The organism is Comamonas humi (genome assembly GCF_054782535.1).
Map to the genome: position 1 here is coordinate 308,862 of NZ_BAAGSH010000019.1, position 26,526 is coordinate 335,387.

Below are 26,526 nucleotides of genomic sequence, written 5' to 3' on the forward strand. Positions count from 1 at the left end.
CATCGCCCTGCCGTCCCACGCAGAGCGTAGCCATGGTTGCCGCCCCCGTTCCGGCCCAACGCCAGCCGCAGGCCCGGCGCAGGCTTGCGCGGCAGGCGCGGCTGCGCTTTGTCGGCGGGCTGTGCGCGGGCGTGCCCGGGCTGGCCCAGGCGCTGCTGCAGGACCTGGCCCAGGGCCTGTCGCACCCGGGCGAGGACGACAAGCGCACCCATGTCGCACTGCGCTCCGCCCATGACGAGCTGACGGCGCTGCACGCGGCCTGGACGGCGGGCGTGGTGAAGTCGCTGCGCCAGAGCTTTCTGGCCGACGAGCAGGCCGATCCGGCGCCGCGCCCGTTCACCGAATCGACGCTGGAGTTGATGTCGGACGCGGCCATGGATGGCCGCATCGCGGCATCCCACCTGGCCCAGCAGCTGCTGGAGCACCTGGCCCCGGCGTTCGACGTGGTGCGCCGCACCACCCAATTCCTCGAAGACGAAGAGCTGCCCGCAGCGGACATCCTGCGGCCGGAATCCGTCTGCGTGCGCGTGGTCGACGCCTGGCACCAGGCCGGCCTGGGCCAGGAAGCCTGGACGGTGGCCCTGCCGGAGCTGCGGACGCAGCTGCGGCGCTGGCTGCAGCCGCCCTACGAGGCCGTGCGGCAGTTCTATGCCGACAGCCAGGCGGCCAGCGCCGAGGACCTGCGCGCCTACCGCATCAAGCGGGCCGAGGGAGCCGAGGCCGCTGCGCCGGCACCGGCGCCCGGCGCTCCCAGCGGTTTTGCCGCCGCCGCGCCCGGGACCTGGCCGGCGGGCATGGCGGTGCCCAGCGGCTACGGCGCACCGATGGTGGTGGCGGGCCAGAGCCTGCCCGCCGGCTACCGCGCGCCGGGTGCCGGGCCGCAGCCCTTTGTGGCCCAGCCATTTGCCCAGGCGCGGCAGCGGGCCTCGCAGGTGATGGCGCAGCTGCGGCAGTTCCTGGGCGGCGGCGGCCCCTCCGTGGCCATGGCCGAGGGCGCCGTAGCGGTGCCGGTCGGCTGGGTGCCGACGCCTGCGCTGCAGCAGGCGCTGGCGGCGGGCCAGACGGTGCTGCAGTCGACCTGGTTCCAGACGGCGCAGGGCGTGGCCGGCGTGGGCATGGTGCCGGCGGCCCAGCTCATCGGCCCGGTCGCGCTGGCGGTGCGCCAGCAGTCGACCGCGCTCAAGCAGGTGGCCACCAGCGAAGAAGAAAAGGCCATCATCGAGATCGTGGCGCTGATGTTCCAGAGCATCCTGCACGAGGAGCGCATTCCGCAGAGCGTGCGCATCTGGTTCGCGCGCCTGCAGGTGCCGGTGCTGCGCGTGGCGCTGGCCGAGCCCGAGTTCTTCAACGACCTGGAGCACCCCGCGCGCCAGCTGATCGACCGTATGGGCGCCTGCGTGCTGGGCTTCGAGGCGGCCGAGCTCAACGATGCGGCGGTGGAGGCCGAGATCCGGCGCATCGTGCAGGTCATCGAGCAGTACCCCGAGACCGGCAGCCGCGTGTTCCAGCTGGTGCTCAAGGAGTTCCAGCAGTTCCTCGAGAAATCGCTGCAGCAGTCGCCGCAGACGCGCACCCTGGTCAGCCTGGCCGAGCGCGTGGAGCACCGCGAGACGCTGGCCATCCAGTACACCATCCAGCTGCGCGACATGCTGGCCGGCATGCCGATCCGCGACGAGATCCGCGACTTCCTGTTCCGCCGCTGGTCCGAGGTGCTGGCGGTGTCGGCCGTGCGCTTCGGCGCCCAGCACGAAACCACGCTGCGCTACAAGCAGGCGGCGGCCGACCTGGTCTGGTCGGCGTCGGCCAAGTCGTCGAAGGAAGAGCGCGCCCAGGTGATGCGCCAGCTGCCGCAGCTGCTGGGCCTGCTGCGCCAGGGCCTGGCGCTGGCCGGTGTGGTGGACGAGGCGCAGGAGGCGGTGGTCAAGGCGCTGACCGACACGCTGGCCGATGCCTTCCTGGCCAAGACCGCCGAGATCTCGCGCCAGCACATCGACGCCATCGCCCAGCGGCTGGAGCACCTCGAAGACGCGCTCGACGACGTGGTGACCGACGACTACCCGCTCAGCGCCGACAGCATCGAGCTGCTGCTCGGCATCGACGCCAACACCATCCACGTCATCGCCGACAACGACACCGAGGCGCCGGCCGAGGCGCTGGAATGGGCGCGCGCGCTGCTGCTGGGGCACTGGTTCCTGCTGGACCACAACGGCTCGCCGATCCAGGCGCAGTACGTGTGGCAGAGCAAGCGCCAGCAGCTGCACCTGTTTGCCGCGCCGAACGGCTTCTGCTTCCTGTTCCAGCTGCAGCGCCTGGCCGGCTACCTGCAGGCCGGCCTGCTCGCGCCGCGCGAACTGGAAGGCATCACCGCCCGGGCCTCGCGCGACGCGCTGGCCAAGATCGAGGCCAATCCGGAACGGCTGCTCCAGTAGTATCAAAAAGAGAGCTGCTAGCGCTTGTTGTACAAGGGTTTCAGATGAATAAATATCTGAAATAGCCTAACAGTGTGCGCTGGCAGCTATGGTTTTTGCAATCAAGCCTGCCCCACGCGCTGGAATAGCCCGCCGGGCATGCGCGCCACCAGGCCCTCCAACTCCAGCTCCAGCAGTTGCGCCTGCAGCCGGGCGGCATCCAGGCCGGTGCGCGCCACCAGCGCGTCCAGGTCCACCGGCTCGTGCCCCATCTGCGTCAGCAGGCCGTCGCCGGGCTCGGCGGGGAAAGGCGATGGCGGCGCGGGCGCAGGCCTGGCGGCCGGCAGGGCCAGCTCCTCGAGGATGTCGTCCACACGCTCCACCAGCTTCGCACCCTGGCGGATCAGCGCATGGCAGCCGCGCGACTGCGGCGAATGGATGGAGCCGGGCAGCGCGAACACCTCGCGCCCCTGCTCGCTGGCCAGGCGTGCGGTGACCAGCGAGCCCGACTCGGTCGCGGCCTCGATCACGACCGTGCCCCGCGCCAGCCCCGAGATGATGCGGTTGCGCTTGGGAAAGTTGCCTGCCAGCGGATGCGTGCCCAGCGGGTACTCGCTCACGACCAGGCCCTGGGCCGCGATCCGCTGGGCCAGCGCGTGGTTGCCGCGCGGGTAGACGCGGTCCAGCCCGGTGCCGACGACGGCGATGGTGCAGGGCGCATCCTCGGCGCCTTCGTGGGCGAGCGCGCCTTCATGCGCCGCCGCATCCACGCCCAGCGCCAGGCCCGAGACGATGCAAAAGCCTCGCCCGCCCAGCTCGCGGCCGAAAGCCTGTGCGTTCTGCTTGCCTTGCGGCGTGGGATTGCGGCTGCCGACCAGGGCCAGGGCCTGCCCGGGCCAGCCGCGCAGGCGCTGGCTGGCGCCGTCGCCGTCGAACCAGCGCTCCGCGCCCAGCAGGTACAGCAGCACTGGCGGGTCGGCGGTCTCCAGCAGCAGCGCGGGGTAGTCCGGATCGCCCAGCGTCACGATGTGGCGGCGCGTGCCCGGCGGTGGGGCTTCGGTGAGCCAGCGCGCCGTGGCCTCGTACAGCGGCGCAAGGCCCTCGGGCTCCCGCAGCAGCGCCTGGGCCAGCGCCGGCGAGACGCAGGCCTCGAGGCTGGCCGCCGATTGCGCGAAGACCGAGGCCGGCAGCCCGAAGCGCGCCAGCAGGCGCCGCGCCGTGCCGCTGCCCACGCCCGGCGTGGTCAACAGACGCAGCCAGCCGTGGAGCTCCTCGGGGGCCATGGGGTCAGGGGTTGTAGCTGGGCGAAATCAGCGCGTCGCCCACGCGCACGCCTTCGCGGGCTTCAAGGACCAGCGCGTAGGAGACGCGGTCGAAGGTGCGGAACACCATGGCCAGGCCGTTGTACTCGTTGGGCAGCTTGATGACGGTCTTGTCGGCGTCCGTCTTGTCCTCGATGCGCGCGCCGTTGGTCATCAGGCGGAAGACATGGCCGGGCTCGATGCCGTTGACGGTGCCGCGGTTGATCGCGATCACCTGGTTCTTGGCCGCCGTGTCCACCGCGTCGTTGCCGTAGATCGACACCACGCTGCCCTGCAGGCTCTCGTCCGGCGCATGCGGCACGTAGCTGCGGAAGTTGCTGCGCGGCATGGGCAGCAGCCGGTCGTCGATGCGCACCTCGGATTTCACCGTCACCATGTCCAGCGTGGCCGGCACCGGGTCGGTCAGGCGGTTGCCCTTGGCGTCCAGCGAAGTGAGCGTGGACTCGCCGCGCACTAGGCGCGCCCGGCCCAGGTACTGCGCCTCGTAGCCGAGGATGGCGCCGGTCTCCGGGTCCTTCATCGGCACGGCCTTGCGGAAGATGCGGTACAGCTCGCGCTCGCCGGGCGTCTGCAGCGCCGGGCCGCCCGACGAGCGGGCATAGACGCGGTCGCCGGGCGACAGCAGGGTGCGCGTCTGCGCCGCGGCCACCAGGCGCGGCGCGCGCTCGATCTCGCCCTCGGCCAGCACCTCGGGCTCGACCATGAAGGTGTCGATCAGCCGCTGGTTGATCGTGGGCAGCGCGCTGTCAGCCAGGCTCAGCACCCGCGCCTGCGGCGACACACGGATCACTTCGTCGGTGCCGCCTGGCTGCGCGGTCGACAGGCGCGCGAAGCCGTTCCTGCGCTCCAGGTACAGGGTCTGGCCCGGGTAGATCAGGTGCGGGTTGGCGATGGCCTGCAGGTTCATGCCCCAGAGCTCGGGCCAGCGCCAGGGCTGGCTCAGGTACAGGCGCGAGATGTCCCACAGCGTGTCGCCGGGCTTGACCACATAGCGCTCGGGCGCGCTGGCGGCCAGGTCGGCCAGCGGCACGCCCTGCGAGGCCACCTGCCGGGCCGTGGCCTTTTGCTGCGAAGACACCGGCAACTGCGCGGCGGGCGTGGCGGCCTGAGCCGAGGCGCCGAGCAGCAGCCAGGCCGTCAGCGATGCGCCGGCGCGCACGGCGCTGCCCAGGATGGGAAATGAATGCGGTGCCTGCATGGCGAAGAACTCCCTCTCGTGTGCCGGTGGGTCGCCTGTCTTGAAGATGGTTCGGGGCGCCGGCAACAAATCGTTAATATCGTCACAGATTCTCAGGCCAAGCCCTTGATCGATCAATGATTATTGCAACGCCGGCCTGCGCCGGCCCGCGAAAGTTGCGAAAATAACGACATTCACGGATTCCGCCATGCCCATTCTGCCCATTCTTTGCTACCCCGATTCCCGCCTGTTCAAGGTCGCCAAGCCCGTGGCGGTGGTGGACGACCGCGTGCGGGCGCTGGTGCAGGACATGTTCGCCACCATGTACGACGCCAACGGCGTCGGCCTCGCCGCCACGCAGGTGGATGTGCACGAGCGCATCATCGTGGCCGATGTCTCGGAAGAGCGCGACCAGCCCTTCGTGCTGATCAACCCCGAGCTGCTCTGGGCCAGCGAAGAGAAGCAGCTCGGCGACGAGGGCTGCCTGTCGGTGCCCGGCATCTACGACGGCGTGGAGCGCTCGGTGGCCGTCAAGGTCAAGGCGCTCGACGAGCACGGCCAGGAGCGCGTGATCGAGGCCGAGGGCTTCAAGGCCATCTGCATCCAGCACGAGATGGACCACCTGCTGGGCAAGGTCTTCGTCGAATACCTGTCGCCGCTCAAGAAGAACCGCATCAAGACCAAGCTGCTCAAGCAGCAAAAGCGCGAACTGGCAGGGGCCTGAGCATGCTGGCGCACTCCCTCCGCAGGGTTGGCCTGGCCGCGGTGGCGGGGCTGGCCTTGCTGCTGGCCGGCTGCGCCTATCCCACGCAATTCAAGCCCGGCGACACCGAGGCGCAGGTGCAGGCCAAGCTGGGCCCGCCGTCGGCCACGGTGCCGCTGCCCGGCGGCGGCCAGCGCCTGACCTACACCACCCAGCCCATGGGGCGCGAGGCCTTCCAACTCAGCTTCGACGCGGGCGGCCGATTGCTCAAGACCGAGCAGGTGCTCACGGCCGAGCGCTTCGGCGCCCTCCCGATGGGCCAGTACACCGTGCAGCAACTGCTGCAGGACTTCGGCCCGCCGATGGAGATCACCGGCGTGTACAGCTTCGACGGCCGCATCTACACCTACCGCCTGTGGCAGGACAACATCAAGCGCCTGGCCCATGTGCATGTCGATCCCCAGGGCGTGGCGCGCCGGCTGATGTTCACCGACGAGCCCATGCCCGAGCCCCGGGACCCCGGCAAGTGAGCCGCCGCGGGCGGCCTGCCACCTTCCCCCTGGGGCGCCCTGCCGCCCCGTGGAACCCTGAATTATGAGAATCGTCTTTGCCGGCACGCCGGATTTCGCCCGTGTCGCCCTGCAGCGCCTGCTGGCCGCCGGCTTCGAGGTGCCGCTGGTGCTGACCCAGCCCGACCGGCCCGCTGGCCGCGGCATGAAGCTACAGGCCTCGGCCGTCAAGCAGTGCGCGCTCGAGCACGGCATCGCCGTGCAGCAGCCGCGCAGCCTGCGCCTGGATGGCAAGTACCCCGATGACGCCACCGCCGCGCGCGAGGCCCTGCTGGCCGCCCGGGCCGACGCGATGGTGGTGGCCGCCTACGGCCTGATCCTGCCGCAGTGGGTGCTCGACCTGCCCCGCCTCGGCTGCCTGAACATCCACGCCAGCCTGCTGCCGCGCTGGCGCGGCGCGGCGCCCATCCACCGCGCCATCGAGGCCGGCGATGTCGAGACCGGCGTGACCATCATGCAGATGGATGCGGGCCTGGACACCGGCGACATGCTGCTGGTCGAAAAGCTTGCCATCGCCGCGCACGACACCACGGCCTCGCTGCACGACCGCCTGGCCGAGCTGGGCGGGCGGATGATTGTCGAGGCGCTGGAGATCGCGGCCTGCGGTGGCCTCACGCGCACGCCGCAGCCCGAGCAGGGCGTCACCTACGCGCACAAGATCGAAAAGGCCGAGAGCACCGTGGACTGGAGCCAGGGCGCCGCGCAGATCGGCGCGCGCATCCGGGCCTTCAACCCCTTCCCCGCCGCCTCGACCGAGGCCAACGGCGAGACCATCAAGCTCTGGGACTATGCCGTTGATAGCAGTTCGCGCACGGCTGATGCGGCTCCTGGCCAGATTCTGTCGGTCAGCGACCAGGGCGTGATGGTGGCCTGCGGCGATGGCGCGCTGCGCCTCACGCAGCTGCAGCGCGCCGGCGGCAAGCGCCTGCCTGCGGCTGACTTCCTGCGCGGCTTTCCGCTGGCGGCCGGCATGCGCCTGGGCAGCGATCCCGCATGAGCTGGCAGGCGCTGCGGCGGGCCACCCAGCACCTGAGCTTTCGCGCCGGCGCGATCGACATGGCGGGCACCGCCGTGGGCATCGCGGCCTGGGCGCTGGTCACCGGCGTGGCCATGGTCAAGACCGGGCTGTCTGCGCCCGTGGCCATCTTCATGACACTCACCGTCTACGCCGGCAGCGCGCAGTTGGCCGTGCTGCCGCTGATGACGGCGGGCGCGCCGCTGTGGGTGGTCTGGTTCGCCGCCGCCTGCGTGAACCTGCGCTTCGTCATCCTGTCGAGCATGTGGCGTACCTACTTCGCCCACCTGCCGCTGCGCCACCGTCTGGCGATCGGCTATTTCAGCGGCGACGTGATCTTCGTCGCCTTCATGAAGCGCTACCACGCGCCGGTGGCCAAGCCGCAGCAGATCTACTTCTTCTGGGGCGCGGCGCTCACCAACTTCGTGGTCTGGCAGGTGTTCTCCATCGCCGGCATCCTGCTGGCCAACGTGGTGCCGCTGACCTGGGGCCTGGGCTTTGCCGGCGTGCTGGCGCTGATGGGCGTGCTGTACTCCATGCTGTTCGACCGCGCCTCGCATGCCGCTGCCATCGTCGCCGCGGGCGCGGCCGTGGCGGCCTACGGGCTGCCGCTCAAGCTCAACATCCTCGTGGCCATCGTCTGCGCGGTGGCCGTGGGCCTGATGATGGAGATGGCCGCGCACCCCGGCCGCAAGCCCAAGGTGGTGGTCATACCCAAGAGCGGCTCGCTGCCGTCGCCCGGGCCCGAGCGGCCCAGCGGCGAGAGCAGCGAAGTGCCGCTGCGCGAGGAGCACTGGCGATGAGCGAAGAGCTGTGGCAGATCATCGCCATCGCCGGGCTGACGGCGATCACCATCGTCACGCGGGCGTTCTTCATGATCCCCGAGCGCGAGCTGCCCATGCCCGACTGGCTCAAGCGCGGCCTCAAGTACGCGCCGCTGGCTGCGCTCACCGCGGTGATCGCGCCCGAGGTGCTGATGAGCCAGGGCCAGCTGATCTCCACGCTGGCCGATGCGCGCCTGCCCGCCGTGCTGTGCGCCACGGTGTACTACTTCAAGCGGCGCGGCATCCTCGGCACCATCATCGCGGGCATGGCGGTGTACCTGCCGTTGCACATAGGCCTGGGCTGGTAGCTTGCAAAAATAATAGCTGCTGGCGCTTGTTCAGTAAGCGCTGGAGGCTGTTTTGGCTATGAAAGCCGCCGCCCCGGCGACTGGAGGGGCGTGGCCGGGCTTCTACAATGCCGCCCAATTGCTTTGACTTGGGAACCGTGCCATGAACATTCTCCGCTTCTCCGACCTCTGCGCCCAGGGCCGCGTGCAGGGCCAGCGCGTCTTCATCCGCGCCGATCTGAACGTGCCGCAGGACGATGCCGGCAACATCACCGAAGATACGCGCATCCGCGCCTCGGTGCCCGCCATCGAGATGGCGCTGAAGGCCGGCGCCGCGGTGATGGTCACCAGCCACCTGGGCCGCCCCACCGAGGGCGAATTCAAGCCCGAGGACTCGCTGGCCCCCGTGGCCAAGCGCCTCGGCGAACTGCTGGGCCAACCCTATGAAAATGGGGTGCCGCTGGTCGCCAACTGGGTCGACGGCGTGCAGGTCGCGCCCGGCCAGGTCGTGCTGCTGGAGAACTGCCGCCTGAACGTCGGCGAGAAGAAGAACAAGCCCGAGCTGGCGCAGAAGCTGGCCAAGCTCTGCGACATCTACGTGAACGACGCCTTCGGCACCGCCCACCGCGCCGAGGGCACGACCTACGGCATCGCCGAGTACGCGCCCGTGGCCTGCGCCGGCCCGCTGCTGTCGGCCGAGATCGACGCCATCACCAAGGCCCTGGCCAATCCCAAGCGCCCGCTGGCCGCCATCGTCGCCGGCTCCAAGGTCTCGACCAAGCTGACCATCCTGCAGTCGCTGGCCAAGAACGTGGACCAGCTCATTGTCGGCGGCGGCATCGCCAACACCTTCATGCTGGCCGCGGGCCTGAAGATCGGCAAGAGCCTGGCCGAGGCCGACCTGGTGGGCGAGGCCAAGGCCGTGATCGCCGCCATGGCGGCGCGCGGCGCCGACGTGCCGATCCCGACCGATGTGGTCGTGGCCAAGACCTTCGCCGCCGATGCGCCCGCCACCGTCAAGAAGGCCACCGAGGTCGAGGACGACGACATGATCCTGGACATCGGCCCCGAGACCGCGGCCAAACTCGCCGCGCAGCTCAAGAGCGCAGGCACCATCGTCTGGAACGGCCCGGTGGGCGTGTTCGAGTTCGACCAGTTCGCAGGCGGCACCAAGGCCATCGCGCAGGCCATCGCCGAGTCCAGCGCCTTCAGCATCGCCGGTGGCGGCGACACGCTGGCGGCCATCGCCAAGTACGGCATCGAGGACCAGGTGGGCTACATCTCCACCGGCGGCGGTGCCTTCCTGGAGGTGCTGGAAGGCAAGCAACTGCCCGCTTTCGAGATCCTGGAAAAGCGCGCCGCAGCCTGATTCTGCAAATGTGAACAAAAACAACAAAATGCTAGCGCCTGCAACCGGGTGCGGCCAATTTTGCTTGTTTTTGTAAGGCAGGCCCCGGAGAATGAAGCCGAATCAGGGCAGGCGCATGCGCCTGCCCCATGCTTTATTCAGAGGAGGGAAAACATGGCTTTGTATAAGACCATAGGGATGGCCGCGCTCGCCAGCGCGGTCGTGGCAATGAGCGGGTGCGCCGAGGCGCCCATCCCCGGCGCCAGCAACTACTATCCGCAGCCCCAGCAGTACAAGGTACGTGCCGCCGGCCACTGGGACCTGATGGCCAACGACGTGGCCGCCGAGACCCTGGCCACGCTGGAGCGCAACGGCCTGTCGCCCAAGACGCCGATGCACGTGGCGCTGCCCCAGCACCCGAGCGCCTTCGACGCCGCCTTCCGCGAACTGCTCGTGACCAAGCTGGTGCAGCGCGGTGCCTCCGTCTACGACAAGGGCGGCCAGCAGCTCGAACTGAACTACGATGCCCAGGTCGTGCACCACAACGTGCTGCACCACGGCGACGCCCAGATCGGCGGCGGCCGCTCCAGCGGCTTTGGCGAAGCGCTGGGCAGCGACTACAGCGCCAGCACCGCCGCCGGCGGCCCGGCCTACACCGAGGTGCTACTGACCTCGGGCGTCACCCGCCAGGGCCAGTACGTGGCGCGCAAGTCCAACATCTACTACGTGGACAACGCGGTCGCCGGCCAGTTCGCCCGCCTCGTGCCGCCGCGCGCCGTCAGCATGAAGGTGGTGAACCAATGATGCGCGCCGCCTCCCTCGCCATCGCCGCGGCGGCCGCCCTGTTGGCCGGCTGCTCCAGCCAGCCCGCGCAGTCGGTCGCCACGCTGCGCTCCGAGCCCACCTACCAGACGGCCGCCGACAACGCCTTCCTGGCCAGCGGCCAGGACGCCATCGCCAAGCTCACCGCCAACCTCGACCCGCAGCTGCTGGCCGGCGGCCCGGTGCTGGTGGCCACGGTGGTCAACGTCAACAATCTGGGCACGTCGGCGCCGCTGGGCCGCACGCTGTCCGAGCAGTACGCCACGCAGATGGCGGCCCGCGGCTTCAACGTCAAGGAAATGAAGCTGCGCGGCGACGTCTATGTGCGCGAAGGCACGGGCGAGCTGCTGCTGTCGCGCGAGGTGCGCGACATCGCCCGCAACCACCGCGCCGTGCTGGTGCTGGTCGGCACCTATTCGCCCGCCGCCGGCTACACCTATGTGAGCCTCAAGCTCGTGCGCACCGAGGACAGCCGCATCATCACCGGCTACGACTACGCGCTGCCCAACGACCGCGACGTGAACCGCCTGCTGGGCAACTCGCGCTGATCGCGGCTTGCCGCAGAGCAGCCCACGCCGCTCCGGTCACGGGGCGGCTTTTTTTTCGGCCGCGTCCGCCTGCGCGGGCCACAGCACCGAGGCGATCGCCACCATCATCAGCGCCACCGAGGCCCAGTCCTGCCAGTGCAGCTGCTCGTTCAGCCAGATCGCGCCGCTGAAGACGCCGAGCACCGGGATCATCATCACGCTCAGCGTCGAGGCCAGCGGCGGCAGGCTGCGCGCCAGGTAGAACCAGGCCACCTGCGCAAAGCCGATCACCAGCAGCGCATTGAAGGCGATGGCGCCCACGGTGAACGCGGGCGGCGCCTGCCAGCGGCCGTGCTCGAAGACCACGCTCAGCGCCCCGAGCGCGATGGTGGTCTCCACCGTCATCCAGAAGGCCAGCGTCAGCGTGGGCACGGGCAGGGTGGCGCGGCGCAACAGCTGCGTGCCCAGGGCCCAGGTGCTGGCGCCGATCAGCATCAGCGCCACGCCGGTGGGGCGGCCGCCCAGCTTGTCGAACTCGTTCCACAGCAGCAGCATCACGCCGCAGGCCGCGGCGCCCACGCCCAGCCAGGCGCGGGGGGCGAGCCGGTCGCCCCAGATCCAGGCGCCCAGCATGGCCGAGAAGATGGGCATGGTATAGCCCAGGATGGCCGCGCGGCCGCTCGACAGCATGGGCACGGCCACGATGATCAGCGAATGCCACAGCACCATGTTGACCAGGCCCAGCAGCAGCACGCGGCCCCAGTGTTCGCGCGGCACCCGGAACGGCACCTTCATCGCCGCCAGCGCCGCGGCCATCACCGGCAGGCTCAGCACCATGCAGATGGCGCGGAAGGTCAGCGGCGGAAAGTCCTGCACCCCGAGTTTCATGACCGGCCAGTTGACGCCCCAGGTCAGCGTGAGCAGCACCAGTGTTATCAGTTGTTGTTGGGAGAGCTTGGGCATGGGGCCCGATGGTACCCATGCCGCCGGTTTCGTGCAGCGGCCCGCCGCCATGGGCCTGCGCGGCCCCGCGATTTACAATCCCACCCCATGCAATTTCTCGAGCAACTGCGTGCCGCGGGCACCCACAACGACTCCATGCTCTGCGTGGGCCTGGACCCCGAGCCCTCGCGCTTTCCCGGCGCCTGGAAGGGCGACGCCTCCCGGATCTACGATTTCTGCGCCGCCATCGTCGATGCCACGGCCGACCTGGCCTGCGCCTTCAAGCCGCAGATCGCCTACTTCGCGGCGCGCGGCGCCGAGGCCCAGCTCGAGAAGCTGATGGAGCACATGCGCCGCACGGCGCCGCAGGTGCCGGTGATCCTCGACTCCAAGCGCGGCGACATCGGCTCCACCGCCGAGCAGTACGCCATCGAGACCTTCGAGCGCTACGGCGCCGACGCGGTCACGCTGTCGCCGTTCATGGGCTTCGACACCATCCAGCCCTACCTGGCCTACCACGGCAAGGGCGCCTTCCTGCTGTGCCGCACCTCCAACCCTGGTGGCGACGACCTGCAGGCCCGCGTGCTGGCCGATGTGCCGGGCAACCCGCAGCTGTTCGAGCATGTGGCGCGGCAGGCCCAGGGCCCGTGGAACACCAATGGCCAGCTCGGCCTGGTGGTGGGCGCCACCCGGCCCAGCGAGATCGAGCGCGTGCGCGCGGTGGCGCCGACGCTGCCGCTTCTGATCCCCGGCGTGGGCGCGCAGGGCGGCGATGCGGTGGCCACGGTGCGGGCGGCCAGCATCGGCGGCGGGCCCATCATCATCAACTCGTCCCGCGCGGTGCTGTATGCCTCGCAGGGCGACGACTTTGCCGCGGCTGCGCGCCGCGTGGCGCAGCAGACGCGCGACACGCTGAACGCCGCCAAGACGGCCTGATATCCCCGAAAGCCTCCTCATGCCCACCACCGTCCCCACCCGCCGCGCGCTGCTCGCCTGCGCCGTCCTGGCTTGCGCCGCCGCGCCCGCACTGGCGCAGGAGGCCTATCCCACCAAGCCCATCACCATCGTCGTGGGCTACCCGCCGGGCGGCAGCACCGACCTGGTGGGGCGCCTGGTGGGCGCCGAGCTGTCCACCCGCCTGGGCCAGCCGGTGGTGATCGAGAACCTGGGCGGCGCCGGCGGCGCGATCGGCGCGCAGAAGGTGGCCAAGGCCGCGCCCGACGGCTACACGCTGCTGGTGGGCGCGAACAACGAGCTGGCGATCAGCCACCTGATCAACAAGTCGGTGAAGTACAACGTGTTCAAGGACTTCACGCCCATCGGCCTGGTGGCCAGCCAGCCCATGGTGCTGGTGGCCTCGCCCAAGATGGGCGTGAAGACCGCGGCCGAGTTCGTCAAGCTGGTCTCGTCCAACCCCGGCAAGTTCAGCTACGGCAGCTCGGGCGTGGGCACGGCGCTGCACCTGGCCGGTGAGATGGTCAAGGAGAACGGCAGGCTGTTCATGACGCACGTGCCCTACCGCGGCGTGGCGCCGCTGACCAACGACCTCGTGGGCAACAACCTGGAGTTCGGCATCTTCGTGCTCTCCAGCGGCCTGCCGCACATCAAGGCCGGCAAGGTGGTGGCGCTGGGCACCACCGAGGCCAAGCGCTCGCCGGCGGCGCCGGATATCCCGGCGCTGTCCGAGCTGCCGCAGTTCAAGAAGGTGGACATCAACTCCTGGTTCGCGGTGATGGGGCCGGCCCACCTGCCGCAGCCGGTGGCGGACAAGCTCAAGGCCGCGCTGCGCGACACGCTGCAGTCGCCCGAGTTCCGCAAGAGGCTCGAGGCCACCGGCAACGTGACGGCCTCGCCCACGGTCGACCTGGGCAAGTACCTGCAGACCGAGGTGGCCAAGTACCAGAAGATCGTCGAGTTCGCGAAGATCGAAGAGTGAAAGCTATTTAAATAATAGCTATTAGCGCTTGTCCATCAAGCGCTGGAGCCTGATTTGGCTCCAAGCTTTCCGCCCCAGACCACGACCACCAGCGCAGCCACCACCAGGGCCGAGCCGGCCCACTGCCAGCGCGTGACCGGCTCGCCCAGCACCAGCATGCCGGTCGTCAGCCCCACCACCGGCACGCACAGGCTGAACGGCGCGATGCGGTTGGCCGAGTAGCGCTGGATCAGCCGCGTCCACAGGCCATAGCCGATGATGGTCGCCACCCAGCCCAGGTAGGCCACCGAGGCCCACGACAGCCAGGGCACGGCGCGCCAGGTGTCGGCCTGCAGCCAGCGGGCGGCATCGCCGTCCACCAGCGCCGACAGCAGCACGAAGGGGACGATGGGCACCAGGCTACTCCAGGCGATGAAGGCCAGCGGGTCGTAGGACGCGTTCTGGCGCTGCGCCAGCCGCACCACCACGTTCGAGCAGGCCCACGAGGCCGCGCCGCCCAGCACCAGCAGCAGGCCGAGCAGGCTGGTGTCGCCGCTGCCGTGGGCCTGCAGCTCGTTCAGCGCAAAGCACACCAGGCCCAGCGCGGCCATGGCCATGCCGGCGAACAGCGGCCGGCCGGGGCGCTCGTGCAGCAGCACCAGGGTCCACAGCGCGGTGAAGAACACCTGGGTCTGCAGGATCACGCTGGCGAGCGACGCCGTCATGCCCACCTGGAGCGCGGTGAACAGAAAGCCGAACTGCCCCACACCCTGCAGCAGGCCGAAGGCCAGCACATGGCGCCAGGCCACGCGCGGCGGCCGCACGAAGAACACCAGCGGCACCGCCGCCCAGAGGTAGCGCACGGCGCCGAGCTGGAACGGCGTGAAGCTGCGCAGCCCCCATTTCATCGCCACGAAGTTCACGCCCCACAGCAGCACCACGAGCAGGGCGGAGAGCAGGTCGAGCGGGCGCAGCGAAGGGGGCGAGGCGGACATCGGGGCAAGGCGGATGGATCGGCCCTGCAGTATAGATTCAGGAGCGGCCCGGGCCCATGCGCAGCGCGCGGGCGCCGGTGTCGCGGTCGCGGCGCAGCGCATAGGCCAGTGCGCTGGCGCTGCGGTAGCCGCAGCGCAGCGCCGTGGTCTCCAGCGGCTCGCCGCGCGCCAGCGCCGCAGCCGCGGCATCGAGGCGCAGGCCGCGCAGCCACTGCTGGGGCGTGGCGCCGGCCAGCTCCTGCCAGCGCACATGGAAGCGCTGCGCGCTCATGGGCACCAGCGCGGCCAGCCGGGCCGTGGGCCAGTCGCCCGCCAGGTCGGCCTGCACCGCGCGGGCGATGGCCTGCATGTCGAGCTGGCGGCGCGGCAGCAATTGCGGCGCCTGCTGCAGCCAGGCGAGGTGGGCGGCGGCCAGCGCCTGCGCGGTGCCGGGCGCGGCGCGCAGCGCGGGCGGCGGCGCGGCAAAGCGCTGCAGGCGGGCGAGCAGCGGGTGGTCGGGCGCGTCCACCACCGCGATGGCGCTGCCGGGCTGGGCCAGGTAGCGGTGCACCGCGCCCGCGGGGATGACGACGCCGCTGGCGGTGTCGACGAAGGCGGCGCGGCCGTCGACCTCCAGCTCCATGCGGCCCTGCAGCGCGTACAGGATCTGCACATGGGCGTGCTGGTGCGCGTGCATCTCGCCATCGTAGTGGCGGACCGAGTATTCGGCGGTGTGCAGGCGGGCGGCAGAGCTCATGGCATCGCCATTATCTGGCGGCGGCGCGGTATATTTGCTGCGCCTGTCCGTTGATCGTCCTCCATGCCCCCATCCTCCACGTCCCCCGCCCCCCGCCGCTCCTGGAGCGAGACCGTGCGCGTCTACGCCGAGCCGGCCAGCCTGCGCATGCTCGCGCTGGGCTTCTCGGCCGGGCTGCCGCTGCTGCTGGTGCTGGGCACGATGTCGTTCTGGCTGCGCGAGGCCGGCATCGACCGCGCCACCATCGGCTACCTGAGCTGGGTGGCGCTAGCCTATGCCTTCAAGTGGGTGTGGTCGCCGCTGGTTGACCGGTTGCCGCTGCCGCTGCTGCACCGCCTGCTGGGGCGGCGGCGCAGCTGGTTGCTGCTGGCGCAGGGCCTGGTGGTGGCCGGCCTGCTGGGCATGGCCTTCACCAACCCGCAGACGCACCTGCACCACATGGTCTGGTGCGCGCTGGCCGTGGCCTTTGGCTCGGCCACGCAGGACATCGCGCTCGACGCCTACCGCATCGAGTCGGCCGATGCCGACCGGCAGGCGGCGCTGGCCGCCACCTACCAGACGGGCTACCGCATCGCCATGATTTGGGCCGGCGCCGGCGTGCTGTGGCTGGCGGCGCTGGCCGAGCCGGCCGGCGGCGGCTACCAGCAGCAGGGCTGGCGCGTGGCCTACCTGGTGATGGCGGCCTCGATGCTGGTGGGCGTGCTCACCGTGCTGCTGTCGCCCGAGCCGGCGGCGCGTGTGCTGGCGCCCGCGCGCAATGCGCAGGAATGGCTGCGCGGCGCGCTGCTGGATCCCTTCGCCGATTTCTTTCGCCGCTACGGCTGGCATGCGGCGCTGATCCTGGCGCTGATCGCCATCTACCGCATCAGCGACGTGGTGATGGGCATCATGGCCAACCCGTTCTACGTGGACATGGGCTACACCAAGGAGGAGGTGGCCGCCGTCAGCAAGGTCTTCGGCGTGGTCATGACGCTGCTGGGCGCCTTCGTGGGCGGCGTGGTGTCGATGCGCATCGGCGTGATGCGGGTGCTGATGCTGGGCGCCGTGCTGTCGGCAGCGAGCAACCTGCTGTTCGCCTGGCTGAGCACGCGCGGCCACGACCTGACGGGGCTGATCTGCGTGGTCTCGGCCGACAACCTGGCCGGCGGCATCGCATCGGCGGCCTTCATCGCCTACCTGTCGAGCCTGACCAATGTGCAGTACTCGGCCACGCAGTACGCGCTGTTCAGCTCAATGATGATGCTGCTGCCCAAGTGGTTGGCAGGCTTCTCGGGCGCCTACGTGGATGCGCACGGCTATGCCGCGTTCTTCACGTCGACCGCGCTGCTGGGCGTGCCGGTGCTGGTGCTGGTGGCGCTGGCGGCGCGCATGCGGCCGGTGGCGGCAAGCGCCGCGTAAGCTGCATGGGTTAGGCTGTTCCATAGCGATTTACCCAACTTTACGGCTGGGACAAGGCCATACCAATCCTCTATGTAAAGATGGCCGCAATCAAGATTCCGCCCCAAGAGCAATGAACACCATCCAACTGTTGATGATCGAGGACGACGAGCGCCTAGCCCACATGGTGAGCGAGTATCTCGGCCAGTCGGGCATGCAGGTCACGCACATGGCCGACGCCGCCAGCGGCCTGGCCGTGCTGCAGGAGCCCGCGGGCCAGCCGCTGCCCGACCTGGTGATCCTCGACCTGATGCTGCCCGACATGGACGGGCTCGAGGTCTGCCGCCGCATCCGCACGCTGGCGGGCGCCGCGGCGCATGTGCCCATCCTGATGCTGACCGCCAAGGGCGATCCCATGGACCGCGTGATCGGCCTCGAAGTGGGCGCCGACGACTACCTGCCCAAGCCCTTCGAGCCGCGCGAGCTGCTGGCGCGCATCCGCGCCATCCTGCGTCGCCGCGAAGGCGGCATGGCCGCCGCCATGCAGGCCAGCCAGGCGCTGCGCTTCGGCAGCCTCGAGATCGACCGCGACGCGCGCACGGTGAGCGTGCACGGCCAGATCTGCGACCTGACCTCGTACCAGTTCGACCTGCTGGTGACGCTGGCCGAGCGCGCCGGCCGCGTGCTGACGCGCGACCAGATCATGGAGGCCGTGCGCGGCCGCGAGTTGGAGGCTTTCGACCGCTCCATCGACGTGCACATGGGCCGCATCCGCGCCGCCATCGAGACCGACCCGAAGAACCCGCGCCGCATCCTCACGGTGCGCGGCGTGGGCTACGTCTTCGCCAAGCAGCAGGATTGAAACTCATATTTTGATAGCGGCTTGCGCTCACCAGTAGGGCGCTGGCGGCATATTTTTCTTTGGCCACCATGCAGTTGTACAAATACTTCGCCGAGCGCCTGTACCTGCGCATCTGGCTGACGGTGGTGGGCGGCGTGGCCGTGCTGATCCTGGTCGTGGGCTGGGCCTGGCAGGTGGCGGCCGAAGAGAACGCCATCCCCATGCAGCCGCCCACGCGCGAGCTGTCCATCCGCCGCCCCGATGGCACGGTGCTGCTGCAGGGCATTGCCGTGCGCCAACCCGGGCCGCCGGGCGAGAAGGTGAACTACCTGGTCGAGGACGAGGCGGGCCATTCGTACGAGATGGAGGTCTCGCGCCTGAGCGACCACCGCCGCCACCGGCCGCCGCCGCCCAACCTGCGCAGCCCCTGGGCGTTCTGGACGCGGCCGCCGTTCGGCTTCCTGTGGATGCTGGGCCTGGTGGGCATCGTCGTGGCCGTGGGGGTGTTCCCCATCATCCGCCGCATGATGATGCGGCTCGAGCGCCTGCGCAACGGCGTCAAGCAGTTCGGCGACGGCGACCTGTCGGTGCGCGTGCACCTGAACGGCGACGACGAGGTGGGCGAGCTGGCGCGCCAGTTCAACGCGGCCGCGGCGCGCATCGAAACCCTGGTGAAGTCGCACAAGACGCTGCTGGCCAACGCCTCGCACGAGCTGCGCTCGCCGCTCACGCGCATCCGCATGGGGCTGGAGCTGATGGACGGCGGCAAGCCCTCGCCGGCGTTCAAGCAGGAGATCCAGCGCAACATCACCGAGCTGGACCAGCTGGTCGACGAGATCCTGCTGGCCAGCCGGCTCGACGTGCGCGAGGTGGACGTGGGCACGACCGAGACCATCGACCTGATCGGCCTGTGCGCCGAGGAGACGGCACGCGTCGATGCCGAGCTGGAGGTGCAGGGCGACGGGTTGGAGGTGCGCGGCATCTCCAAGCTGCTGCGCCGCGCGATCCGCAATCTGCTGGAGAACGCCCGCCGCTACAGCTCGGGCCCTATCGAGCTGACGCTGTCGCGCCAGGGCCGGCATGCCGAGGTCCGCGTGGCCGACCGCGGGCCGGGCGTGCCGCTGGAGCAGCGCGAGCGCATCTTCGAGCCCTTCTACCGCATGCCCGGCGCGAGCGAGAAGCACGGCGGCGTGGGCCTGGGTCTGGCACTGGTGCGCTCGATCGCCGAGCGCCACGAGGGCGACGTGCACTGCGAGGCGCGCGAAGGCGGCGGCGCGGTGTTCGTGCTGCGCCTGCCGCTGGCCTGAGCTTTCAAAAAGATAGCTGCTGGCGCTTGCTGTTGCTTGATTTCAGTGCTGAATGCATCTGAATTCAAGGCGTAGAAAGCGCAAGCAGCTCTGTTTTTTGAATCCTAGAACACCACGCCCGAAACCAGGCCGATGTTCGCGTAAGGCGTGCACTCGCCGGTGCGCACCACGGCGCAGGCCTGGCGGCTGCGGGCCTTGAACTCCTCGTGCGACAGCAGCGTCGGCGCCTCGGGCAGCCAGGGCGCATCCGGCTGCAGCCACAGCGGCAGCGCGCCTCGGGCCGTCAGGCTTTCGCGCGCGAGCAGCATCTGCTCCACGCGCAGCTCGGCCAGCACGGCCTCCAGCACCTGCGACACCGTGGGCACGCCGCGCGTCAGCGCCAGGTCGATGCGGCGCACGCCCGGCGGTATGGGCAGGCCGGCGTCGCCGATCACCAGCAGGTCGCCATGGCCCATGGCGGCGATGATCTGCGAGAGTTCTGCATGCAAGAGCGGGGTGCGTTTCATAGGGGGCTCCAGGCCGTGGCCTGCGTGTGCGCGTCGACTTCGGCGCGGGTGGGAATGGAAGGCTGGGCGCCGGCGCGCGTGACGCACAGGCCCGCGGCGCGGATCGCCCATTGCGTGGCGCCGTCGAGCCCCTGGCCCTGGGCCAGCTGCGTGACGAGGGCGCCGAGGAAGGTGTCGCCGGCCGCGGTGGTGTCCACCGCCTGCACGCGCGCGGCCTGGTGCAGGCGCGCGCCCTGGGCGTCGGCCGCCAGCGCGCCGTCCGCCCCCAGCGTGATGACCACCTGCGCCGCGCCGCGCGCGCGCAGCTGCTGCGCCGCCGCGGCGGCCTGCGCCGGGCTGGCGATGGGGCTGCCCAGCAGCTGCGCGGCCTCGGTCTCGTTGACCACCAGCAGGTCGATCGCCGGCCACCAGTGCGCGGGCAGCGCCTGCATGGGCGAGGGGTTGAGCGCCACGCGGCAGCCCTGCGCGCGCGCCACGCGGATGGCGCGGTCCACCTGCGCCAGGGGCGTCTCGAACTGCAGCACCACATAGGCGCTGCCGGCCAGCAGCGGCGCCAGCAGGGCTTCGGGCACGTCGAGGTGCTGGTTGGCGCCGGGCACGACGATGATCTGGTTCTGCCCGCTGTCGTCCACGCTGATGGCGGCCAGGCCGGTGCCTTCGCTGGGGTGGCGCGCGATGTGGCGGGTGTCGATGCCGTCTTGCGCCAGCGCGGCCAGCAGCGTGTCGCCGTGCGCGTCGCGCCCGGTGCAGGACAGCAGCGTGGTCGCCGCGCCCTGGCGCGCGCAGCTCACGGCCTGGTTGCCGCCCTTGCCGCCGGGGATGTGCGCCATGCCGTGGGCGAGCAGTGTTTCGCCCGGCTGCGGCATGTGCGGCACGCGCAGCACCAGGTCCATGTTCAGGCTGCCCAGCACCACGATGCGCGGTGCGGCAGGAGAGGTGGGAGGGGTCAAGGCTGGCTTTCGGAAAACGGGGCGGCCGAGCTTTCGCGCACCACCAGCGTGGGCGCGAGCAGCTCGGGCTGCGGGGGCTGGGCGGAGGGGGTGGACTCGCCATGGCCGGGCCGCATGGCCTGCAGCAGCAGCGCCAGCGCGCGCTGCGCCATGGCGGCGGTGGGCTGGGCCACGGTGCTGAGGGCCGGGTGCGTGTAGCTGGCCAGCTCGATGCCGTCGTAGCCCAGCACGGCCAGCTCGCGGGGGATGGCCAGGCCGGCCTCGTGCGCGGCGCGCAGCGCGCCCATGGCCATCAGGTCGTTGCAGGCCAGTACCGCGCTGGGCCGCTGGGCCACGGGCGCCTGCAGCAGCCGCTGCATGGCCTGGTAGCCGCTGTTGACGCTGAAGTCGCCCACCTCGAGCGCGGCGGCGGGCAGGCCCAGCTGCGCCAGCGCGTCCTGCCAGCCTTGCACGCGCTGCTGGCTCGATTGCAGCGCGACGGGCCCGGCGATGCAGGCGATGCGGCGGTGGCCCTGCGCGGCGAGGTGGCGCGTGCCCAGCGCCGCGCCCAGGGCATGGTCGGTCTGCACGCAGGGGCAGGCCAGGCCGGCGATGGCGCGGTCGATCAGCACCATGGGCAGGCGGGTGCGCGCCAGCGTCTGCGACATGGCGGCGTCGTCGCTGGTCGAGGCCACGATGAGCCCGTCCACGCGCTTTTGCGCCAGCACGTCGAGGTAGCTGCGCTGGCGCTCGGGCTGGTCTTCGGTATTGCACAGCAGCAGCGCGTAGCCGGCGGCGAAGCAGGCGTCCTCGACGGCATGCACCAGCTCGGCGAAATAGGGGTTGGCGCTGCTGGGCACCAGCATGCCGATGGTGTGCGTGGCCTGGGTCTTGAGGCTGCGCGCCACCGCGCTGGGCACGTAGCCCAGCGCCTGCACGGCAGCCAGCACGCGCTCGCGCGTGTCGCCCTGCACGGCGCGCGTGCCGTTGAGGGTGTGCGACACGGTGGTGACCGAGACCCCCGCGTGGCGCGCAACGTCCTTGATGCTGGTCATGGCGGCGGGTGGCTCAGTGGCGCGCGGCGCGGCGCTGGCGCAGCGTGTCGATGATGACGGCGACCACGATCACCGTGCCGGTGATGATGCGCTTGCTCGGTTCGCTGGCGCCCACCTGGGCCAGGCCGGCCTCGAGCACGGCGATGATGAGCACGCCGAAGAAGGTGGCCAGCACCGAGCCGCGCCCGCCCATCAGGCTGGTGCCGCCGATGACCACGGCGGCGATCACCTGCAGCTCGATGCCGGTGCCGGCATTGGGGTCGGCGGCCTCCAGGCGCGCCGACTGCATCAGGCCCGCGAGCCCCGCCAGCAGGCCGGTGAGGGCGAACACGGCGATGCGGATCGGGCGCGGGTCGATGCCGGCCAGGCGCATGGCCTCTTCGTTGGTGCCGATGCCGATCACGTAGCGGCCGAACACCGTGCGCGTGAGCACCACATGGCCCAGCACGACGATGGCCACGGCCAGGATGAAGGCGGTGGATACGCCATCGACCACCGGCGCAGCCAGGCCCGAGATGGCATCGCCCACGTACTGCGTGCGCGAGTCGGTGACGAGGTAGGCCGAGCCGCGCAGGGCCTCCAGCATGCCCAGCGAGACGATGAAGCTCGGCAGCCGCCAGGCGACCGAGATGGCGCCGGTGACGGTGCCGCAGGCCAGCCCGGTCAGCAGCCCCAGCAGGCCGGCCAGCCAGGGGTTGAGGCCCCACTGCAGGATGGCTTGCGCCGCCACCGCGGCCGACAGCGCCAGCACCGAGCCCACCGACAGGTCGATGCCGGCGATGATGAGCACGAAGGTCATGCCCACGGCCATCACCGCGAGCGCAGGGATCTCGTTGGCGATGGTGACGAAGGTCTCGGCGCTCCAGAAATAGTCGCTCAGCGCGCTGAACAGGCCGATCATGCCCAGCAGCACGACCAGCAGGCCCAGGTAGGTGCCCCAGGCGCCCTGCAGCGACGCGCGCGGGGTGGGGGATGGGGGCAGGGTGTCAGTCGATGGCATGGGATTCAGGGGTTGTGGGGCAGGGCATTGCCGAAGGCGGCGGCCAGCAGCTGCTGTTCGCTCCAGGCGCCGCGCTCGAAAGTGGCGACGAGGCGGCCGTTGTGCATCACGCCTATGCGGTCGCACATGGCCATCAGCTCGCGCAGGTCGCTGGAGACCATCAGCAGCGCCTTGCCGTCGGCCACCAGCTGGTCCATCTCGTGGTACAGGTCGGCGCGCGCGCCCACGTCGACGCCGCGCGTGGGCTCGTCGAGCAGCAGCACCTCGCAGGGCTGGTGCAGCCAGCGCGCGAACACCACCTTCTGCTGGTTGCCGCCGCTGAGCGTGGCCACGGGCTGCTCGGCGCTTTGCGAGCGCACGCGCAGCCGCTGCACCCACTGGCGGGCCACGGCGCGCTCGTGCGCCAGCCGCAGCCAGCCCGCGCGCGCCACCTGGCGCACGCCGGCCAGCGTGGTGTTGACGCGGATGGACTGTGCCAGCAGCAGGCCCTGCGACTTGCGGTCTTCCGTCACCAGCCCGATGCCGGCGCGGATCGCGGCCATGGGGCTGGGCCAGTTGGGGCTGGCGCGGTGCGTGGGCTGTGTATTGCCGGCGTCGAAAAGCTGGATCTCGCCGGTGTCGGCGCGATCGGCGCCGAACAGCAGGCGCGCGAGTTCGGTGCGGCCCGAGCCGACCAGGCCGGCCAGGCCCAGGATCTCGCCCGCATGCAGGTCGAGGCTCACGTCCTTCACCGCCTGGCCGCGCGACAGGTGGCGGGCCGACAGGCGCAGTGGCCCTGCGGCGCGGCGTGGGCGGCCTTCGTTGTCCTGCACGGCGCGGCCCACCATGCGCTCGACCAGCTCGCGCTCCTGCACGCCCTGCATGGGCCGCACATCCACGAGGCGGCCATCGCGCAGCACGGCCACCTGGTCGGCGATGCGCTGCAACTCCTCAAGCCGGTGCGACACATAGACCAGCGCCACGCCACGGGCCTTGAGCTGCTCGATCTGTGCGAACAGGTGCGCGGTTTCCTTGGGCGTGAGCATGGCGGTGGGCTCGTCGAGCACCAGTACCTGGGTGCCGTCCTGCAGGTTGCGGGCGATCTCCACCATCTGCTGCTGGCCTATGCCCAGCTGCGACACCGGCATGGCCGGGTCGATGTCGGTCATGCCGATCTTGGCCAGCTGCGCCTGCGCCAGCGCCAGCAGGCGCGGGCGGTCGAGCCAGCCGCCGCGCCAGCGCAGGCGTGGCAGGCGGTCGAGCAGCAGGTTCTCGGCCACCGACAGCGTGGGGATCAGGCCCAGCTCCTGCATCACCATGCGCACGCCGTGGCGCTCGGCGTCGCGCCGCGACGCGGGGCGGAAGGGCTGGCCATTGAGCGCCAGCGTGCCGTGCGTGGGCGATTCCAGCCCGCACAGGATCTTGGACAGCGTGCTCTTGCCCGCGCCGTTCTCGCCGGTCAGCGCCAACACCTGGCCGGCGGCGAGCTGCAGGCTCACGTCCGCCAGCACCGTGGCCTGGCCGTAGTCCTTGCCGATGCCGCTTAGCGCCAGGCGGATGGAGGGGCTGGTATCGCTCATGGGCCGCTCAGCCAGGGCTTACTTGCTGTCCTTGGTGACCAGGGCCACGTCGGTCTTGACCTCGGCGGGCAGCTCGGCCTGCTTTTTCTTCTCGGCCAGGGCCTTGAGCGCGATCTCGATGCCGAACACCGCCTGCTTGGCGGCGAACTGGTCGGCCGTGGCCAGCACACGGCCGTCCTTGAGCATGGGCTTGAGCGCGGCGATGTTGTCGTAGCCCACGACCTCGACCTTGCCGGTGCGGCCCGCGGCCTTGACGGCGGCCACCACGCCCAGCGCCATGCTGTCGTTGCCCGCCAGGATGGCCTTGAGGTCAGGGTTCTCGCGCAGCATGCCGGCGGCCACGGTGTTGCCCTTGTCGATCTCCCACTGGCCCGATTGCACGCCCACCACGGTGGCGCCGGCGGCCTTCATCGCGTCCTGGTAGCCCAGCGTGCGCTGCTGCGCATTGAAGGTGGTGGACACGCCTTCGACGATCGCCACCTTGTCGCCGGCCTTCAGGCTCTTGGCGAGGTAGTCGCCCACCAGCTTGGCGCCGGCGCGGTTGTCGGGGCCGACGAAGGGCACCAGCAGGTCCTTGCTCTTGAGCGCGTCGGCATCCAGGCGGTTGTCGATGTTGATGACCAGCACGCCCTTGTCGGTGGCGGCCTTGATGGCCGGCACCAGCGCCTTCGAGTCGGCCGGGGCGATCACCAGCGCCTGCACGCGCTGGGCCACCATCTGCTCGACCATCTTGATCTGCGCGGCGGTGTCGGTCTCGTTCTTGATGCCGGTGGTCAGCAGCGTGTAGTCGGCGGCATGGGCCTTCTGGTGCGCCTTGGCGCCGTCTTCCATGGTGCGGAAGAACTCGTTGGCCAGCGACTTCATCACCAGCGCCACCTTGGGCTTGTCGGCGGCGACGGCCGGGGTGGCGAGCCAGGCGCCAGCCAGCGACAGGCTGATGGCGGCAGCAAGGGAACGGCGTGCAATGCGCATGGAAGTCTCCAGGGTAGAAATACGACAAACGGCCCAATGCCGGAGGTTGGCGAATTTTAGGGGTACGCAAACGTTTGCGTACCGTATTTACCCTGATTTTTGCGCTGCCTAGGGGCGGGGCGGATGGCGCAGCAGCATCACGCCGTACAGCCCCATGCCGGCCACCAGCGCCAGCGCCGCGGCGCCCAGGCCGTAGTAAAAGCCCTGCTGCTCGCTGGCGCTGTGCGCCAGGCACCAGGCCACCATCGGCGGGCCGACGATCTGGCCCACGCCGTAGGCCGCGGTGATCAGCCCGGGAAAGCTGCTGATTGCCCCGGGCCAGATACGCCGTGCCTCCTGCAGCGCGAAGAAGGTGATGGCGGTGAACGGCAGGCCCAGCAGCAGGCTGCTGAGCGCGAAGCCGGTGCGCGTGGGCAGCAGCAGGCAGATCAGGATCGATCCGGCCTGCATGCCGTAGCTGGCCACCAGCAGCCGGCGCCGGTCCCAGCGCGCCGGCAGGCGGGTCGACAGGTAGGCGCCCGCCATCACGCCGACACCGAAGAGGGGCCAGAACAGGTCGGGCCAGACCGAGCCGCCGGGCAGCGCGGTGCGCGCGATCACCGGCAGGAAGGTCGCCGTCACGATGTAGCCCAGGCCCGCCAGGCCGTAGGCGGCGGTCAGCAGCGCGCGGTCCCACGGGCCTTCGGCATGGGGCGGCGTGGGGGCGCCGCCGGTGGCCGGCGCGGCCGTTGCCGGCTCGTGCCGGCCCTGGATGATGGCCATGGCCGGCAGCGCGAGCAGCACGGCCAGCACCGCAAAGGCCGTCCAGCCCGAGGCCGCGTTCCAGTGCTGCGCGACCATGGCGCTGGTGGCCAGGCCGGTGAGCGCGATGCCCATGCCCGGCCCGCAGAAGATCATGCCGCCCAGCGTCGGGCGGCCCAGCAGCTGCAGCTGGGTCATGCACCACTGCGTGGCGTTCAGGAAGACCACGGCGCTCACCACGCCGGCCACTAGGCGCAGCGCCGGCCAGGCGGCGGGAATGGGCCAGGCCATCGCCGCCGTCAGCGCGATGCAGCTGACCAGCCCCCAGCGCACCATGCGCGCCGGGTGCCAGCGCCGCACGAAGCCCGGCGCCACCCAGGGTAGCGCGGTGCACAGCACGGCGCCGAGCAGGTAGCCGAGGTAGTTGGTCATCGCCAGCCAACTGCCCTGCACCAGCGTGAGCACGCCGTCGTGCAGCATCATCGGCAGCAGCGGCGTGAAGGCGAAGCGGCCTATGCCCAGGGCGGCGGCCAGCGACAGCATGCCGGTGACGGCCACGATGGCGGGCTGCTGGCGCCAGGCGCCGTGGCGGGTGGTGGCGAGGGTGGTCATGGTTGAAAAATCTTGATTTGAGATTGAATATTAATTT

General features: G+C 70.5%; 26 protein-coding genes. 14 read left to right on the forward strand and 12 right to left on the reverse strand.

Annotation, left to right across the window (positions count from 1 at the left end; all coding sequences use genetic code 11):
- Positions 1 to 32 precede the first annotated feature (32 nt).
- Entirely contained in the window at positions 33 to 2,429 is a 2,397-nt protein-coding gene (locus ACYVKR_RS21565) for a DUF1631 family protein (protein ID WP_460483028.1), read from the forward strand.
- A 101-nt stretch (positions 2,430 to 2,530) separates the two neighbouring features.
- Here ACYVKR_RS21565 and dprA read toward each other — a convergent pair whose 3' ends face one another.
- Both dprA and ACYVKR_RS21575 read right to left on the reverse strand, forming a co-directional pair.
- Complete coding sequence (dprA, locus tag ACYVKR_RS21570) at positions 2,531 to 3,691, reverse strand: DNA-processing protein DprA (RefSeq protein ID WP_460483029.1); 1,161 nt, start codon at positions 3,689 to 3,691, stop codon at positions 2,531 to 2,533.
- A gap of 4 nt (positions 3,692 to 3,695) precedes the next feature.
- Positions 3,696 to 4,928, reverse strand: coding sequence for a LysM peptidoglycan-binding domain-containing protein (locus ACYVKR_RS21575; protein ID WP_460483030.1), 1,233 nt, complete (start codon positions 4,926 to 4,928; stop codon positions 3,696 to 3,698).
- A 187-nt stretch (positions 4,929 to 5,115) separates the two neighbouring features.
- Here ACYVKR_RS21575 and def point away from each other — a divergent pair, with 187 nt between their 5' ends.
- From def to ACYVKR_RS21615, 8 genes are all read left to right on the forward strand, one after another.
- Positions 5,116 to 5,631 (forward strand): peptide deformylase, encoded by a 516-nt coding sequence (def, locus tag ACYVKR_RS21580; protein ID WP_460483031.1) that lies wholly within the window; start codon positions 5,116 to 5,118, stop codon positions 5,629 to 5,631.
- A 2-nt stretch (positions 5,632 to 5,633) separates the two neighbouring features.
- Positions 5,634 to 6,140 carry a hypothetical protein gene (locus ACYVKR_RS21585; RefSeq protein ID WP_460483032.1) on the forward strand — a complete coding sequence of 169 codons (507 nt, stop codon included), beginning with the start codon at positions 5,634 to 5,636 and terminating at the stop codon, positions 6,138 to 6,140.
- A 64-nt stretch (positions 6,141 to 6,204) separates the two neighbouring features.
- A complete protein-coding gene (gene fmt, locus ACYVKR_RS21590; RefSeq protein WP_460483033.1) occupies positions 6,205 to 7,176 on the forward strand; it encodes a methionyl-tRNA formyltransferase in 972 nt (323 codons plus the stop codon).
- Complete coding sequence (locus tag ACYVKR_RS21595; RefSeq protein ID WP_460483034.1) at positions 7,173 to 7,997, forward strand: AzlC family ABC transporter permease; 825 nt, start codon at positions 7,173 to 7,175, stop codon at positions 7,995 to 7,997. The genes fmt and ACYVKR_RS21595 overlap by 4 nt, the downstream gene beginning before the upstream one ends.
- On the forward strand, positions 7,994 to 8,326 hold the full coding sequence (locus ACYVKR_RS21600; RefSeq protein WP_460483035.1) for an AzlD domain-containing protein: 333 nt from the start codon (positions 7,994 to 7,996) through the stop codon (positions 8,324 to 8,326). Before ACYVKR_RS21595 ends, ACYVKR_RS21600 begins: the two co-directional genes overlap by 4 nt.
- 142 nt (positions 8,327 to 8,468) lie before the next feature.
- On the forward strand, positions 8,469 to 9,674 hold the full coding sequence (locus ACYVKR_RS21605) for a phosphoglycerate kinase (protein WP_460483036.1): 1,206 nt from the start codon (positions 8,469 to 8,471) through the stop codon (positions 9,672 to 9,674).
- Positions 9,675 to 9,827: 153 nt separating this feature from the next.
- Complete coding sequence (locus ACYVKR_RS21610; protein WP_460483037.1) at positions 9,828 to 10,457, forward strand: hypothetical protein; 630 nt, start codon at positions 9,828 to 9,830, stop codon at positions 10,455 to 10,457.
- Positions 10,454 to 11,023 (forward strand): FlgO family outer membrane protein, encoded by a 570-nt coding sequence (locus ACYVKR_RS21615; protein WP_460483038.1) that lies wholly within the window; start codon positions 10,454 to 10,456, stop codon positions 11,021 to 11,023. The genes ACYVKR_RS21610 and ACYVKR_RS21615 overlap by 4 nt, the downstream gene beginning before the upstream one ends.
- Before the next feature lie 36 nt (positions 11,024 to 11,059).
- Here ACYVKR_RS21615 and ACYVKR_RS21620 read toward each other — a convergent pair whose 3' ends face one another.
- Positions 11,060 to 11,965, reverse strand: a complete 906-nt coding sequence (locus tag ACYVKR_RS21620; RefSeq protein WP_460483039.1) for a DMT family transporter — start codon at positions 11,963 to 11,965, stop codon at positions 11,060 to 11,062.
- An 87-nt stretch (positions 11,966 to 12,052) separates the two neighbouring features.
- Between ACYVKR_RS21620 and pyrF the strand changes: the two genes are divergently transcribed.
- Positions 12,053 to 12,880, forward strand: coding sequence for an orotidine 5'-phosphate decarboxylase (gene pyrF / locus ACYVKR_RS21625; protein ID WP_460483040.1), 828 nt, complete (start codon positions 12,053 to 12,055; stop codon positions 12,878 to 12,880).
- Between the two features lie 19 nt (positions 12,881 to 12,899).
- The gene (locus ACYVKR_RS21630) at positions 12,900 to 13,880 is read left to right on the forward strand and encodes a Bug family tripartite tricarboxylate transporter substrate binding protein (RefSeq protein ID WP_460483041.1); all 981 of its coding nucleotides are present in this window, start codon (positions 12,900 to 12,902) and stop codon (positions 13,878 to 13,880) included.
- A 35-nt stretch (positions 13,881 to 13,915) separates the two neighbouring features.
- On the opposite strand, the gene ACYVKR_RS21635 is transcribed toward ACYVKR_RS21630, so the two are convergent.
- Both ACYVKR_RS21635 and ACYVKR_RS21640 read right to left on the reverse strand, forming a co-directional pair.
- Positions 13,916 to 14,854, reverse strand: a complete 939-nt coding sequence (locus ACYVKR_RS21635; protein ID WP_460483042.1) for an EamA family transporter — start codon at positions 14,852 to 14,854, stop codon at positions 13,916 to 13,918.
- Positions 14,855 to 14,891: 37 nt separating this feature from the next.
- Entirely contained in the window at positions 14,892 to 15,590 is a 699-nt protein-coding gene (locus tag ACYVKR_RS21640; protein ID WP_460483043.1) for a helix-turn-helix domain-containing protein, read from the reverse strand.
- 63 nt (positions 15,591 to 15,653) lie between these two features.
- Between ACYVKR_RS21640 and ACYVKR_RS21645 the strand changes: the two genes are divergently transcribed.
- The 3 genes from ACYVKR_RS21645 to ACYVKR_RS21655 all read left to right on the forward strand — a co-directional run bounded on the left by ACYVKR_RS21645 (position 15,654) and on the right by ACYVKR_RS21655 (position 19,115).
- On the forward strand, positions 15,654 to 16,988 hold the full coding sequence (locus tag ACYVKR_RS21645; RefSeq protein WP_460483044.1) for an MFS transporter: 1,335 nt from the start codon (positions 15,654 to 15,656) through the stop codon (positions 16,986 to 16,988).
- A 112-nt stretch (positions 16,989 to 17,100) separates the two neighbouring features.
- Positions 17,101 to 17,829 (forward strand): response regulator, encoded by a 729-nt coding sequence (locus ACYVKR_RS21650; RefSeq protein WP_460483045.1) that lies wholly within the window; start codon positions 17,101 to 17,103, stop codon positions 17,827 to 17,829.
- 68 nt (positions 17,830 to 17,897) lie between these two features.
- Positions 17,898 to 19,115 carry a sensor histidine kinase gene (locus tag ACYVKR_RS21655; protein ID WP_460483046.1) on the forward strand — a complete coding sequence of 406 codons (1,218 nt, stop codon included), beginning with the start codon at positions 17,898 to 17,900 and terminating at the stop codon, positions 19,113 to 19,115.
- 104 nt (positions 19,116 to 19,219) lie between these two features.
- On the opposite strand, the gene rbsD is transcribed toward ACYVKR_RS21655, so the two are convergent.
- The 7 genes from rbsD to ACYVKR_RS21690 form a co-directional block, all read right to left on the reverse strand.
- A complete protein-coding gene (gene rbsD, locus ACYVKR_RS21660) occupies positions 19,220 to 19,621 on the reverse strand; it encodes a D-ribose pyranase (RefSeq protein ID WP_460483047.1) in 402 nt (133 codons plus the stop codon).
- Entirely contained in the window at positions 19,618 to 20,571 is a 954-nt protein-coding gene (gene rbsK, locus ACYVKR_RS21665) for a ribokinase (protein WP_460483048.1), read from the reverse strand. The genes rbsD and rbsK overlap by 4 nt, the downstream gene beginning before the upstream one ends.
- A complete protein-coding gene (locus ACYVKR_RS21670) occupies positions 20,568 to 21,605 on the reverse strand; it encodes a LacI family DNA-binding transcriptional regulator (protein ID WP_460483049.1) in 1,038 nt (345 codons plus the stop codon). The genes rbsK and ACYVKR_RS21670 overlap by 4 nt, the downstream gene beginning before the upstream one ends.
- Before the next feature lie 13 nt (positions 21,606 to 21,618).
- Complete coding sequence (locus ACYVKR_RS21675) at positions 21,619 to 22,605, reverse strand: ABC transporter permease (protein ID WP_460483050.1); 987 nt, start codon at positions 22,603 to 22,605, stop codon at positions 21,619 to 21,621.
- Between the two features lie 5 nt (positions 22,606 to 22,610).
- A complete protein-coding gene (locus ACYVKR_RS21680) occupies positions 22,611 to 24,164 on the reverse strand; it encodes a sugar ABC transporter ATP-binding protein (RefSeq protein ID WP_460483051.1) in 1,554 nt (517 codons plus the stop codon).
- An 18-nt stretch (positions 24,165 to 24,182) separates the two neighbouring features.
- The gene (locus ACYVKR_RS21685; RefSeq protein ID WP_460483052.1) at positions 24,183 to 25,136 is read right to left on the reverse strand and encodes a sugar ABC transporter substrate-binding protein; all 954 of its coding nucleotides are present in this window, start codon (positions 25,134 to 25,136) and stop codon (positions 24,183 to 24,185) included.
- 108 nt (positions 25,137 to 25,244) lie between these two features.
- Positions 25,245 to 26,489 (reverse strand): YbfB/YjiJ family MFS transporter, encoded by a 1,245-nt coding sequence (locus tag ACYVKR_RS21690; protein ID WP_460483053.1) that lies wholly within the window; start codon positions 26,487 to 26,489, stop codon positions 25,245 to 25,247.
- Positions 26,490 to 26,526: the final 37 nt, after the last annotated feature.

Bases quoted from the DNA above. Each gene is read 5' to 3' on its own strand.
- ACYVKR_RS21565 (WP_460483028.1), top strand. From the start codon at position 33: ATGGTTGCCGCCCCCGTTCCGGCCCAACGCCAGCCGCAGGCCCGGCGC.
- dprA (WP_460483029.1), bottom strand. From the start codon at position 3,691: ATGGCCCCCGAGGAGCTCCACGGCTGGCTGCGTCTGTTGACCACGCCG.
- ACYVKR_RS21575 (WP_460483030.1), bottom strand. From the start codon at position 4,928: ATGCAGGCACCGCATTCATTTCCCATCCTGGGCAGCGCCGTGCGCGCC.
- def (WP_460483031.1), top strand. From the start codon at position 5,116: ATGCCCATTCTGCCCATTCTTTGCTACCCCGATTCCCGCCTGTTCAAG.
- ACYVKR_RS21585 (WP_460483032.1), top strand. From the start codon at position 5,634: ATGCTGGCGCACTCCCTCCGCAGGGTTGGCCTGGCCGCGGTGGCGGGG.
- fmt (WP_460483033.1), top strand. From the start codon at position 6,205: ATGAGAATCGTCTTTGCCGGCACGCCGGATTTCGCCCGTGTCGCCCTG.
- ACYVKR_RS21595 (WP_460483034.1), top strand. From the start codon at position 7,173: ATGAGCTGGCAGGCGCTGCGGCGGGCCACCCAGCACCTGAGCTTTCGC.
- ACYVKR_RS21600 (WP_460483035.1), top strand. From the start codon at position 7,994: ATGAGCGAAGAGCTGTGGCAGATCATCGCCATCGCCGGGCTGACGGCG.
- ACYVKR_RS21605 (WP_460483036.1), top strand. From the start codon at position 8,469: ATGAACATTCTCCGCTTCTCCGACCTCTGCGCCCAGGGCCGCGTGCAG.
- ACYVKR_RS21610 (WP_460483037.1), top strand. From the start codon at position 9,828: ATGGCTTTGTATAAGACCATAGGGATGGCCGCGCTCGCCAGCGCGGTC.
- ACYVKR_RS21615 (WP_460483038.1), top strand. From the start codon at position 10,454: ATGATGCGCGCCGCCTCCCTCGCCATCGCCGCGGCGGCCGCCCTGTTG.
- ACYVKR_RS21620 (WP_460483039.1), bottom strand. From the start codon at position 11,965: ATGCCCAAGCTCTCCCAACAACAACTGATAACACTGGTGCTGCTCACG.
- pyrF (WP_460483040.1), top strand. From the start codon at position 12,053: ATGCAATTTCTCGAGCAACTGCGTGCCGCGGGCACCCACAACGACTCC.
- ACYVKR_RS21630 (WP_460483041.1), top strand. From the start codon at position 12,900: ATGCCCACCACCGTCCCCACCCGCCGCGCGCTGCTCGCCTGCGCCGTC.
- ACYVKR_RS21635 (WP_460483042.1), bottom strand. From the start codon at position 14,854: ATGTCCGCCTCGCCCCCTTCGCTGCGCCCGCTCGACCTGCTCTCCGCC.
- ACYVKR_RS21640 (WP_460483043.1), bottom strand. From the start codon at position 15,590: ATGAGCTCTGCCGCCCGCCTGCACACCGCCGAATACTCGGTCCGCCAC.
- ACYVKR_RS21645 (WP_460483044.1), top strand. From the start codon at position 15,654: ATGCCCCCATCCTCCACGTCCCCCGCCCCCCGCCGCTCCTGGAGCGAG.
- ACYVKR_RS21650 (WP_460483045.1), top strand. From the start codon at position 17,101: ATGAACACCATCCAACTGTTGATGATCGAGGACGACGAGCGCCTAGCC.
- ACYVKR_RS21655 (WP_460483046.1), top strand. From the start codon at position 17,898: ATGCAGTTGTACAAATACTTCGCCGAGCGCCTGTACCTGCGCATCTGG.
- rbsD (WP_460483047.1), bottom strand. From the start codon at position 19,621: ATGAAACGCACCCCGCTCTTGCATGCAGAACTCTCGCAGATCATCGCC.
- ACYVKR_RS21670 (WP_460483049.1), bottom strand. From the start codon at position 21,605: ATGACCAGCATCAAGGACGTTGCGCGCCACGCGGGGGTCTCGGTCACC.
- ACYVKR_RS21675 (WP_460483050.1), bottom strand. From the start codon at position 22,605: ATGCCATCGACTGACACCCTGCCCCCATCCCCCACCCCGCGCGCGTCG.
- ACYVKR_RS21680 (WP_460483051.1), bottom strand. From the start codon at position 24,164: ATGAGCGATACCAGCCCCTCCATCCGCCTGGCGCTAAGCGGCATCGGC.
- ACYVKR_RS21685 (WP_460483052.1), bottom strand. From the start codon at position 25,136: ATGCGCATTGCACGCCGTTCCCTTGCTGCCGCCATCAGCCTGTCGCTG.
- ACYVKR_RS21690 (WP_460483053.1), bottom strand. From the start codon at position 26,489: ATGACCACCCTCGCCACCACCCGCCACGGCGCCTGGCGCCAGCAGCCC.